9 protein-coding genes are annotated in these 11520 nt (G+C 70.8%); 5 read left to right on the forward strand and 4 right to left on the reverse strand.

Annotated elements, in window-relative coordinates; all coding sequences use genetic code 11:
* Positions 1 to 22 precede the first annotated feature (22 nt).
* The 3 genes from IE244_RS05000 to IE244_RS05010 all read right to left on the reverse strand — a co-directional run bounded on the left by IE244_RS05000 (position 23) and on the right by IE244_RS05010 (position 3044).
* Complete coding sequence (locus IE244_RS05000; protein ID WP_191871351.1) at positions 23 to 865, reverse strand: thioredoxin domain-containing protein; 843 nt, start codon at positions 863 to 865, stop codon at positions 23 to 25.
* 80 nt (positions 866 to 945) lie between these two features.
* Positions 946 to 1635 (reverse strand): hypothetical protein, encoded by a 690-nt coding sequence (locus tag IE244_RS05005; RefSeq protein WP_191871352.1) that lies wholly within the window; start codon positions 1633 to 1635, stop codon positions 946 to 948.
* A 68-nt stretch (positions 1636 to 1703) separates the two neighbouring features.
* Complete coding sequence (locus tag IE244_RS05010; RefSeq protein ID WP_191871353.1) at positions 1704 to 3044, reverse strand: DUF2252 domain-containing protein; 1341 nt, start codon at positions 3042 to 3044, stop codon at positions 1704 to 1706.
* Between the two features lie 222 nt (positions 3045 to 3266).
* Here IE244_RS05010 and dnaE point away from each other — a divergent pair, with 222 nt between their 5' ends.
* Positions 3267 to 6806, forward strand: a complete 3540-nt coding sequence (dnaE, locus tag IE244_RS05015) for a DNA polymerase III subunit alpha (protein WP_191871354.1) — start codon at positions 3267 to 3269, stop codon at positions 6804 to 6806.
* A gap of 71 nt (positions 6807 to 6877) precedes the next feature.
* On the opposite strand, the gene IE244_RS05020 is transcribed toward dnaE, so the two are convergent.
* Positions 6878 to 7054: a hypothetical protein gene (locus tag IE244_RS05020; RefSeq protein WP_167349459.1), complete on the reverse strand. Its 177-nt coding sequence runs from the start codon at positions 7052 to 7054 to the stop codon at positions 6878 to 6880.
* A 225-nt stretch (positions 7055 to 7279) separates the two neighbouring features.
* On the opposite strand from IE244_RS05020, the gene IE244_RS05025 reads away from it, so the two are divergent.
* The 4 genes from IE244_RS05025 (at position 7280) to IE244_RS05040 (ending at position 11198) form a co-directional block, all read left to right on the forward strand.
* The gene (locus tag IE244_RS05025) at positions 7280 to 8491 is read left to right on the forward strand and encodes an NYN domain-containing protein (protein ID WP_191871355.1); all 1212 of its coding nucleotides are present in this window, start codon (positions 7280 to 7282) and stop codon (positions 8489 to 8491) included.
* Positions 8492 to 8628: 137 nt separating this feature from the next.
* Complete coding sequence (locus IE244_RS05030; RefSeq protein ID WP_191871356.1) at positions 8629 to 9642, forward strand: ABC transporter ATP-binding protein; 1014 nt, start codon at positions 8629 to 8631, stop codon at positions 9640 to 9642.
* A gap of 64 nt (positions 9643 to 9706) precedes the next feature.
* Positions 9707 to 10528, forward strand: coding sequence for an ABC transporter permease (locus IE244_RS05035; protein WP_031166442.1), 822 nt, complete (start codon positions 9707 to 9709; stop codon positions 10526 to 10528).
* A gap of 34 nt (positions 10529 to 10562) precedes the next feature.
* Positions 10563 to 11198: an AAA family ATPase gene (locus IE244_RS05040; RefSeq protein ID WP_191871357.1), complete on the forward strand. Its 636-nt coding sequence runs from the start codon at positions 10563 to 10565 to the stop codon at positions 11196 to 11198.
* The last annotated feature ends 322 nt before the right edge of the window (positions 11199 to 11520 follow it).

Genomic DNA, 11520 nt, shown 5'->3' on the forward strand with positions numbered 1-11520 from the left:
GAGGCCGGTTTCCGAGGGGCCGTCAGCTCTTGAGGGCCGCGTCCACAAGCCTGTTGAAGTCCGCCACCGACATGGGCGGGTGGCCCTGGCTGTCGATGACGAGCATCTTGCCGTTCATGACGAAGCTCGGGGTGCCGCGCACGCCGTCCTTGTTGGTGTCCCAGGTCTTCGACATGGCCAGCGCCCAGGCGTCGTAGGTGCCGCTCTTCACGGCCTTCTGGAACGCCGCGTTGTTCTTCAGTGCCGGGACGGTGTCGGCGACCTCCAGGAGGTAGTCGTCGCTCTTGAACTTGTCCTCCGTCTCGGCGGGGTGGTACTTCGCGGAGTACAGCGCGCTCTTGTACTCCAGGAACGCCTCCGGGCTGACGTTCAGCGCGGCTCCCATGGCGCTCATGGCGTTCTTGGAGCCCTCGCCGTTGGTGCCGATCTTGCCGTTCTTCAGCGAGTCGCCGTCGAGGAAGGTGCCGCCGATGTACTGGATCTTGAACTTGCCGTCGTCGATGTCCTTCTTCACGGTCGGGCCGACGGCCTGCTCGAAGGAGGCGCACACGGGGCAGCGCGGGTCCTCGTAGACCTTGAGGGTCTTCTTGGCGGTGTCCTTGCCGATGACGACCGTGGTGCCGTCGGTGCCCGTGGTGTGGGCCGGGGCGACGACCTTGGCGTCCTTCAGGCCCTCCCAGTAGCTGGGCTTGCTCGCCTGCACGACGGCGTAGCCGATGCCGCCGGCCGCGGCCAGCACGGCCACGACCGAGGCGGCCACGATGACCTGCCGCTTGGCCTTGTCGCGCTTGGCCTGCCGCTCGCGCTCCTGCCGCAGCCGCTCCCGGGCCGCCGTCTTCGCCGTCTGGCTGTTCCGCTTGCTCATGTGGGTGATCTCCATGTGGGACGCGCACAGGTCGTACGCGGGATACGTGTGGGGGACTGGAGGTGCTCAGGCGCTGCCGCTCACAGGGCGGCGGCAGCGGGGGAGCACGGCGGTCCACGCCGTCCCAGGGAGTGCACGAGAAGCCGGTCGCGGGCGGCGACGCGGCGCGGCGCCGGGCGCGGCACCCGGCGGACCGGGGCCGGCCGGACGGAGACCGCGGCCACCGCGAGCAGCAGCGGCCGGAAGGTGGTGGCGCCGACCGCGCGCAGCAGCTGGGCCAGCGCCCGCTCGCCCCGGCGCAGCCAGGCGGCGGCGAGCAGGCCCACGCCGATGTGCGCGGCGAGCAGCAGCCAGGCGGCCACCGGACTGGCGTGCGCGAGCAGGGCCTCCGGGCGGCCCTGGGCGCGGGTCATCTGAGCCAGCGGGGTGCCGACCGCGCCGCCCTCGCACAGCACCTTGAAGCCGAAGGCGTGCAGCGGGCCGGCGACCGGGCCGCCCGCCCGGCCGTAGCAGGCGTGCTGGCCGGTGGTGAACACCGTGTCGGCGGCCAGTTCCAGCGGGATCAGCAGGGCCGCGATCCGGCCGAAACCGCGCTCCCGGCCCGCCAGCGCGTACGCGGTGACGAACACCCCGGCGGAGACCGCCAGCACGCTCGTCACCGGCAGCGGGGCCCGCGACAGCAGCACGTGCGACGCGGTGCTGAGCGTCACGACGACAGCCGTGAACAGCGCCGCGCGTACGGCTCTGAGCTGGGCCCCGGATATGTCCATAGCGAAAGAAGAGTCTGTCACGTACGCGGTTAAGGGACCCCTAAAGGGTGCCTGTGGGTGCGCGTAGGTTACAGCCCCGGAATCCGGCCGTTGCGGAACAGGTCGACGAAGATCTGGTGGTCCGCGCGCGCCCGTGCGCCGTAGCGGTGCGCGAAGTCCACCATGAGCGGCGCGAAGCCCTCCTCGTCGGCCGCGAGCGCCGCGTCGATCGCCCGCTCGGTCGAGAACGGCACCAGGGACTCCCCGGACTGGTCGTCCGCCGCCGCGTGCATGGTGGCGGTGGCCCGGCCCAGGTCGGCGACGACGGCCGCGATCTCCTCCGGGTCGTCGATGTCGCCCCAGTCCAGGTCGACGGCGTACGGCGAGACCTCGGCCACCAGCTGGCCGGCGCCGTCCAGCTCGGTCCAGCCCAGCCACGGGTCGGCGTGGGCCTGCAGGGCACGCTGGGAGATCACCGTGCGGTGCCCCTCGTGCTGGAAGTAGCCGGCGATGGCCGGATCCGTGATGTGCCGGGAGACGGCCGGGGTCTGCGCCTGCTTGATGTAGATCACGACGTCGTTCTCCAGGGCGTCGCTGTGCCCCTCCAGGAGGATGTTGTACGACGGCAGGCCGGCGGATCCGATGCCGATGCCGCGGCGGCCGACGACGTCCTTCACCCGGTAGGAGTCCGGGCGGGCCAGGGAGGAGTCCGGCAGCGTCTCCAGGTACCCGTCGAAGGCCGCGAGGACCTTGTAGCGGGTGGCGGCGTCCAGCTCGATGGAGCCGCCGCCCGGCGCGAAGCGCCGCTCGAAGTCGCGGATCTCGGTCATCGAGTCCAGCAGCTCGAAGCGGGTCAGCGACCGGGCGGCCCGCAGGGCGCCCAGCAGCGGCCCGTCGGCGGTGTCCAGCGTGAACGGCGGCACCTCGTCGCTCTTGGCACCCGTGGCCAGGGCGTGGATGCGCTCGCGGTAGGCGGCCGCGTAGACCGTCACGAGCTCGGTGATCTGCTCGTCACTGAGCGCCTTCGCGTACCCGATGAGCGCGATCGACGCCGAGAAGCGCTGCACATCCCAGGTGAACGGGCCGACGTAGGCCTCGTCGAAGTCGTTGACGTTGAAGACCAGACGGCCGTTGGAGTCCATGTACGTGCCGAAGTTCTCCGCGTGCAGATCGCCGTGGATCCACACGCGCGAGGTGCGGTCGTCCAGGTACGGGCCGCCGCGCTTCGAGCCGAACTGGGTGTTCGCGCTGAGGTCGTGGTAGAAGAGGCACGCCGTGCCCCGGTAGAACGCGAAGGCCGAGGCCGCCATCTTCCGGAACTTCACCCGGAACGCGGCCGGGTCGGCGGCCAGGAGCCGGCCGAAGGCGGTGTCGAAGACGGTGAGGATCTCCTCGCCGCGCTGCTCGTCGCTGAGCTGGGGGACCGACATCGCGAGATGCCTCCTGGTACGGGAGTGGTGCATGAATGTGCCTGAACGGGTACGACGGCGCTTCCGCCGTCTCCAACGGGCGACGCCACGCGGGAGTGCCCGGTTCCCGCATGAAGGTACGCGGGGAAGCCCGCCGGGTGTCAGTGCCGGGGCATAGACTTCGACGCTGACCCCGCAACCGTCCCCCACCCGTCGCCGAGCGTTCCCGTTGGAGGCCATACCGTGTCAAAGCCGCCCTTCACGCACCTGCACGTCCACACGCAGTACTCGCTGCTGGACGGTGCCGCGCGGCTCAAGGACATGTTCAACGCCTGCAACGAGATGGGCATGACGCACATCGCCATGTCCGACCACGGCAACCTCCACGGGGCGTACGACTTCTTCCACTCCGCGAAGAAGGCCGGAATCACCCCGATCATCGGGATCGAGGCGTATGTCGCCCCCGAGTCCCGGCGGAACAAGCGCAAGATCCAGTGGGGCCAGCCGCACCAGAAGCGGGACGACGTCTCCGGTTCCGGTGGTTACACCCACAAGACGATGTGGGCCGTGAACAAGACCGGCCTGCACAACATCTTCCGGCTCTCCTCGGACGCCTACGCCGAGGGCTGGCTGCAGAAGTGGCCCCGGATGGACAAGGAGACCATCGCCCAGTGGTCCGAGGGCATCGTCGCCTCCACCGGCTGCCCCTCCGGCGAGGTGCAGACCCGGCTGCGCCTCGGCCACTTCGACGAGGCCCTGAAGGCCGCCGCCGACTACCAGGACATCTTCGGCAAGGACCGGTACTTCCTGGAGCTGATGGACCACGGCATCGAGATCGAGCGCCGGGTCCGCGACGGCCTCCTGGAGATCGGCAAGAAACTCGGCATCCCCCCGCTGGTCACCAACGACTCGCACTACACCTACGCGCACGAGGCCGGCGCCCACGACGCCCTGCTGTGCATCCAGACCGGCAAGAACCTCTCCGACCCGGACCGCTTCAAGTTCGACGGCACCGGCTACTACCTGAAGTCCACGGACGAGATGTACGCCATCGACTCCTCGGACGCCTGGCAGGAGGGCTGCGCCAACACGCTCCTCGTCGCCGAGATGGTCGACACCACCGGCATGTTCGAGAAGCGCGACCTCATGCCCAAGTTCGACATCCCCGAGGGCTACACCGAGGTCACCTGGTTCAAGGAGGAGGTCCGCCGCGGCATGGAGCGCCGCTTCCCGGGCGGCATCCCCGAGGACCGCCAGAAGCAGGCCGACTACGAGATGGACGTCATCATCTCGATGGGCTTCCCCGGCTACTTCCTGGTGGTCGCCGACTTCATCATGTGGGCCAAGAACAACGGCATCGCGGTCGGGCCCGGCCGAGGCTCCGCGGCCGGTTCGATCGTCGCCTACGCCATGGGCATCACCGACCTCGACCCGATCCCGCACGGCCTGATCTTCGAGCGGTTCCTCAACCCCGAGCGCATCTCGATGCCCGATGTCGACATCGACTTCGACGAGCGCCGGCGCGTCGAGGTGATCCGGTACGTGACGGAGAAGTACGGCGCCGACAAGGTCGCCATGATCGGCACCTACGGCACCATCAAGGCCAAGAACGCGATCAAGGACTCCGCGCGCGTGCTGGGCTACCCGTACGCGATGGGCGACCGCATCACCAAGGCCATGCCCGCCGACGTCCTCGGCAAGGGCATCCCGCTGTCCGGCATCACCGACCCCAGCCACCCCCGCTACTCGGAGGCCGGCGAGGTCCGCGGCATGTACGAGAACGAGCCGGACGTGAAGAAGGTCATCGACACCGCGCGCGGCGTGGAGGGCCTGGTGAGGCAGATGGGCGTGCACGCCGCCGGCGTGATCATGTCCAGCGAGACCATCACCGAGCACGTCCCCGTCTGGGTCCGGCACACCGACGGCGTGACCATCACCCAGTGGGACTACCCGAGCTGCGAGTCGCTCGGCCTGCTGAAGATGGACTTCCTGGGCCTGCGCAACCTCACGATCATGGACGACGCCGTCAAGATGGTGAAGGCGAACAAGGGGGTCGACATCGACCTCCTGGGCCTCCCGCTCGACGACCCGACGACCTTCGAACTGCTCCAGCGCGGCGACACCCTCGGCGTCTTCCAGTTCGACGGCGGCCCCATGCGCTCGCTGCTGCGCCTGATGAAGCCCGACAACTTCGAAGACATCTCCGCCGTGTCGGCCCTGTACCGCCCGGGCCCGATGGGCATGAACTCCCACACGAACTACGCGCTGCGCAAGAACAAGCAGCAGGAGATCACGCCCATCCACAAGGAGCTCGAAGAGCCCCTCGAAGAGGTCCTGGCGGTCACCTACGGCCTGATCGTCTACCAGGAGCAGGTGCAGAAGGCCGCCCAGATCATCGCCGGCTACTCGCTCGGCGAGGCCGACATCCTCCGCCGCGTCATGGGCAAGAAGAAGCCCGACGAGCTGGCGAAGAACTTCACCATCTTCCAGGCCGGCGCCCGCAAGAACGGCTACAGCGACGAGGCGATCCAGGCCCTGTGGGACGTGCTGGTCCCGTTCGCCGGCTACGCCTTCAACAAGGCCCACTCCGCCGCGTACGGCCTGGTGTCCTACTGGACCGCCTACCTGAAGGCGAACTACCCCGCCGAGTACATGGCCGCCCTGCTGACGTCCGTCAAGGACGACAAGGACAAGTCGGCGATCTACCTCAACGAATGCCGCCGCATGGGCATCAAGGTGCTGCCGCCGAACGTCAACGAGTCGGTGCACAACTTCGCCGCGCAGGGCGACGACGTGATCCTGTTCGGCCTGGAGGCCGTGCGCAACGTCGGTACGAACGTGGTCGAGTCGATCATCAAGAGCCGCAAGGCCAAGGGCAAGTACGCCTCCTTCCCCGACTACCTCGACAAGGTCGAGGCGGTCGCGTGCAACAAGCGCACCACGGAGTCGCTGATCAAGGCGGGTGCGTTCGACACCCTGGGGCACACCCGCAAGGGCCTCACCGCGCAGTACGAGCCGATGATCGACAACGTGGTCGCGGTCAAGCGCAAGGAGGCAGAGGGCCAGTTCGACCTCTTCGGCGGGATGGGCGAGGAGGAGAGCAACGAGCCCGGCTTCGGGCTCGACGTGCAGTTCATCGACGAGGAGTGGGACAAGACCTATCTGCTCGCCCAGGAGCGCGAGATGCTCGGTCTGTACGTCTCCGACCACCCGCTCTTCGGCCTGGAGCACGTGCTGTCCGACAAGGCCGACGCGGGCATCGCCCAGCTCACCGGCGGTGAGCACGCGGACGGCGCGGTCGTCACCATCGGCGGCATCATCTCCGGCCTGCAGCGCAAGATGACCAAGCAGGGCAACGCCTGGGCGATCGCCACCGTCGAGGACCTCGCCGGCTCCATCGAGTGCATGTTCTTCCCGGCGACCTACCAGCTGGTGTCGACCCAACTCGTCGAGGACGCCGTGGTGTTCGTCAAGGGACGCCTCGACAAGCGCGAGGACGTGCCCCGGCTCGTCGCCATGGAGCTGATGGTCCCGGACCTGTCCAACGCGGGCACCAACGCGCCCGTGATCCTCACCATCCCCGCCGTGAAGGTGACCCCGCCGATGGTCAGCCGGCTCGGCGAGATCCTCAGCCACCACAAGGGCGACAGCGAGGTCCGCATCAAGCTCCAGGGCCCGCGCAAGACCACCGTGCTGCGCCTGGACCGGCACCGGGTCAAGCCCGACCCGGCGCTGTTCGGCGACCTGAAGGTGCTGCTCGGCCCGTCCTGCCTGGCCGGCTGACGGCATGACGTGCGAAGGGGCGCACCCCGGTCGGGTGCGCCCCTTCACTGTGCCTGGGCTTCAACTGCCCTTTAGTTGTGGCCGAAGCTCTTCTGCTTCTTGCGCGCAACATCCGCGGGGCTGCCCTGGATGTGCGTCACCGGAGACTCGTGGTTCTCCTGCGACCGCTGCGCGTGCTCATGGGCCTGCTCGGGCTGCGACGCGCGGTTCTGCGGGCCACCCTGCTTGCGGTTCTTGTTCTTGGCCATGGTGATCTGCCTCCTGTGGGGGATCTAGGGGCCAGGGCCGGGACCAGATTCACATAAGCTGACATCGGGCGCATGTCGGATAATTACCGTGTGTGACAGGGGTGGTGGGCGGGCCGGATCCGCAAACGCCACGCCGAAGATCGAGTTCGGGCCGTTAACCTCCGCGCCGTCGGGCAGACTCGAAGGAAGTCCGAAGCAAAGCCTCCCGGGAAGAGGGTGAGACGCGTGGACCGCTGCATCGTCCTGGTGGACGCCGGGTACCTGCTGGGAGCCGCCGCCAGCCTCCTCGCGGGTGAGCCCTCGCGGTCCCGGATCACCGTCGACCACACCGCGCTGATCCAGGCCCTGCGCGAACGCGCCGAGTCGGAGACCGAGCGGCCGCTGCTGCGCATCTACTGGTTCGACGGCGCCCCCGACCGTGTCCCCCAACCGGAGCATCGCCGGCTGCGCGTGATGCCCCGCGTCACCGTCCGGCTCGGCGCCCTCACCCGCAGCGACGGACGGTGGGCGCAGAAGGGCGTCGACGCCGCCATGCACGCCGAGCTGACCGAGCTGGCCCGTAACCGCGCCTGCTCCGACGTCGTCCTCGTCACCGGCGACGGCGATCTGCTGCCCGGCATGATGGCCGCCAAGGAACACGGCGTCGCCGTCCACCTGTGGGCCGTCCAGGCCGCCGACGGCGACTACAACCAGTCCGAGGACCTGGTCGCCGAGGCCGACGAACGGCGCGTACTGGACCGCGCCTGGATCACCCAGGCCGTCCGCGCCAAGGAGCTGACCGGCGTCTGCGCCCCGCCGCCCGCCCCCCGGCCCGAGATCGCCGCGATCCTCTCCGCGCCGCTGCCCGAGTCCGCGCTCGCGGCGGCGGCCGAGCGGCCGGCCGACCAGGGCGCGCCCCCGCCGGCCGCCGCGACGGGGAACGGCACCCAGGAGCGGGCCGCCGCCAAGGGCGTACCCACGCCGAAGGACCTCGCCGCGCTGCGCGCGCCCGGAGCCCAGGCCGTCCAGCACCCCGCGACCGCGACCCTGCGCTGGTCCTCCGACAAGGGCTGGGTGGACCGGCCGGGCGTGGTCGCCGAGCCGCCCGAGATCGCCTCCATGCCGACGCTCGCCCAGCTCACCACGGCCGAGCAGCGGTGGGCCGACCGCGAGGAGGACATCACCACCGTCGGCGGCGACCCGTACGAGGTGGGACAGGTCTTCGCCCGCCGCTGGATCTCCCGGCTCGGCGACCAGGGCCATCTGCAGAAGCTGTCGCAGATGTATCCGCGGGTCCCGCACCGCATCGACGGGGAGCTGCTGCGGTACGCCGCGCGGTTCGGGCTGCTCGCCCACAAGGACGACCAGATCGACGAGCACGACCGCTACGCCATTCGGGCGGGGTTCTGGCGGGAGATCGACGTCCCGGCCGCGGCGGAGAGCGCCACGGGGGAGTGAGCCGTTCGGGGCTGCGGTGAGTGCGGCACCCCCGCTCCCCGCGGCTGAGCGCCGACGCGGCGGGAATCCTTACGGAGCACGTACGAAAGCGCCCCCAAAGGCGAGTAAAGCCCCCCGACCCCGTACTCTCGTCCCTTGTGAGTACGCGCGCGGCACAGGCACTTCGGCATGACGAGGTCGTACGCGTGCGCGGGCTCCACAAGAGCTATCCGGCCGTGAAGGGACGGCGTGGCGTGCCGGGGACCCCCGCGGTGCGGGCCACCGACGGGGTCGAGCTGGACGTGCGGCGCGCAGAGGTGTTCGGGCTGCTCGGGCCGAACGGCGCCGGCAAGTCCACCCTCGTACGGCAGCTCACCGGGCTGCTCCGGCCCGACTCCGGCAGCGTCGAGATCCTCGGGCACGACATCGTCAGGCATCCCGAACGGGCCGCGCGCATCCTCGCCTACCTGGGCCAGGAGTCCTCCGCGCTGGACGAGCTGACCGTCTCCCTCGCCGCCGAGACCACCGGACGGCTGCGCGGCCTGGACGCGCCGCGGGCGCGGGCCGAGCGGGACGCCGTACTGGAGGAGCTGGGGCTCACGCCGATCGCCGGGCGGGCGCTGAAGAAGCTGTCCGGCGGACAGCGCAGGCTCGCCTGTCTCGCCGCCGCCCTCGTCGGCGAACGGCCGCTGCTCGTGCTGGACGAGCCCACCACCGGCATGGACCCGGTGGCCCGGCGCGCGGTCTGGGCGGCCGTGGACCGGCGGCGCGCCGAGCGCGGTACGACCGTGCTCCTCGTCACCCACAACGTCATCGAAGCCGAGACCGTGCTCGACCGGGTCGCCGTCATCGACCAGGGCCGCGTCATCGCCTGCGACACCCCGGCCGGGCTGAAGGAACAGGTGGCCGGCGAGGTGCGGGTCGAGCTGATGTGGCGGGAGCGGGCCCCGCTGGAGGTACCCGAGGTGGCCGTGCTGCGCGAGCGTGCGGTGGAGTCCGGCCGGCGCTGGACGCTCCGGCTCGCGCCCGAGGAGGCCCGCGCCGCCGTCGCCACCGTGACCGGCGGGGCCGCCTTCGCGGCCCTGGACGACTTCACGCTCGCCACGCCCAGCCTGGAGGACGTCTACCTGGCGCTGGGCGGCGCGGCACGGCAGGGGCTGGTGAAGGCGTGAGCGCGGCGGCCGTGCCATGCGTATGGGTCTGTGCGACTGCCGCAGGGAAGAGGAGCAGCTCGTCGTGAGTGTCGTACCCGCCGAGGTTCTGCCGGGCGGCGGCCGGGTCATCCAGGAGACGGCGCCGGCCGCGGCCGAGCTGGGCCCGCCCGCGCGGCTGTGGCCGTCGCTGGCGGCCGTCTACCGGGCGCAGCTGTCCCGGGCCCGGGTGGCCCGGATCCCGCTGCTGTTCGTGGCCACCTTCCAGTCCGTCGGCATCGCCGTGATGATGCGCGGTGTCGTCGACAGCGGCAGCGAGGCCCAGTCGGTGGTGGCGGGCTCGTCGGTGCTGGTCGTCGCGTATGTGGCGCTGAACCTGCTGTCGCAGTACTTCGGCCAGCTGCGGGCCAGCGGCGGGCTCGACCACTACGCCACCCTGCCCGTGCCGCCGGCCGCGGTGGTGCTGGGCGCGGCGGCGGCGTACGCCTCGTTCACCGTGCCCGGGACGCTGGTGACCGCCGTCTTCGGGTGCGTGCTGTTCGGGCTGCCGCTGTCCAACCTGTGGATCCTGGTGGCCGTGATCCCGCTCGCCGGGGCCGCGCTGGCCGGGCTCGGCGCCGCCTGCGGACTGCTCGCGCCGCGGCCCGAGCTGGCCACGCTGCTCGGGCAGCTGGGCATGTCGGCGGCGCTGCTGCTGGGCGTGCTGCCGGCCGACCGGATGCCGGAGATCATCCGGCTGGCGCGGGATCTGCTGCCCTCGACCTACGGGGTGGAGGCGTACGCCCGGACTTTCGGGGCACACCCGGACTGGGCCGTCGTCCTCGTCGATCTGGGGGTGTGCGCGGGTGTCGGAGTGGTCTCGCTGGCCGTCGCGACCTGGGCGTACCGCAGGGCCGCCGTCCGGTGACGCGGCGCACAGCACCACCTGGCACGATGGCAGGGTGACCGCACCGTTGACTCCGCCACCGCACGAAAACTCCCCGCACCAGGTCCGGCAGGCACCGCCGCCTGCCGGGGCGCCGGGCGAGGGCACGTACGAACAGGACGACCCCGGGATGAAGACCGAAGTGCGGGACGCCGCCGTCATCACCGTGGCGGTGGCCCTGGGCGGGGTGCTGCTGGGGCTGCTGTGGTGGTGGCTGGCGCCGCACGTGCCGCTGATAGGCGACCGGGTGGGCACCGGCTGGGTGGTCTACCTCAAGGACAGCGAGGGCGAGCAGGCGGTCGGGGTGGACGGTATGTTCACCCTGCTGGGGCTGGCCTTCGGGGCCCTCAGCGCGGTGGCGGTCTTCCTGCTCCGGCGGCGCGGGGGCGTGCCGGTCGTGGTGGCGCTGGGCCTGGGCGCGCTGCTCGGGTCGTTGCTGGCGTGGCGGATGGGGGTGTGGCTGGGGCCCGAGTCCGACGTGCTCGCGCATGCGAAGGCCGTGGGGAAGGGCGTCACCTTCTCCGCGCCGCTGAAGCTGGGGGCGAAGGGCGCGCTGCTGGCGTGGCCGTTGGGCGCGCTGCTGGTCCACCTCGGGCTCACGGCGCTGTTCGGCCCCCGGGATCCCGAGGAGACCTACCCACAGCACCCCTAGTTCTCCGCCCCCGCGGAGGCCGGCCCTCTCGGAACGCCGGCCCAGCCGAGGGAGGGCCACCGCCCCCGGCCCCAGCCCACGCACGCGGTCCCGCCCCGTCCGCGCCGGCCCGGCCATGGCCTCCGTCCGCACCGGCCGTTCGGCGCGGTCGCTCGTCTGCGCCAGCTGGTCGATCACAGCGTTTCGTGTGCGTCGGCCGGTCGGCTCGATCACAGCGTTTCGTGTGCGTCGGCCGGTCGGCTCGGTCGTGGGGTTCGTGTGCGTCGGCCGGTCGGCTCGGTCGTGGGGTTCGTGTGCGTCGGCCGGTCGGCTCGGTCGTGGG

It is taken from the genome of Streptomyces filipinensis, assembly GCF_014649495.1.
In the GTDB taxonomy this organism is placed as follows: Bacteria; Actinomycetota; Actinomycetes; order Streptomycetales; family Streptomycetaceae; genus Streptomyces; species Streptomyces filipinensis.

Excerpts from the sequence above, each read along its gene's own strand:
- IE244_RS05000 (WP_191871351.1), bottom strand. The coding sequence starts at position 865 with ATGAGCAAGCGGAACAGCCAGACGGCGAAGACGGCGGCCCGGGAGCGG.
- IE244_RS05005 (WP_191871352.1), bottom strand. The coding sequence starts at position 1,635 with ATGGACATATCCGGGGCCCAGCTCAGAGCCGTACGCGCGGCGCTGTTC.
- IE244_RS05010 (WP_191871353.1), bottom strand. The coding sequence starts at position 3,044 with ATGTCGGTCCCCCAGCTCAGCGACGAGCAGCGCGGCGAGGAGATCCTC.
- IE244_RS05020 (WP_167349459.1), bottom strand. The coding sequence starts at position 7,054 with ATGGCCAAGAACAAGAACCGCAAGCAGGGTGGCCCGCAGAACCGCGCG.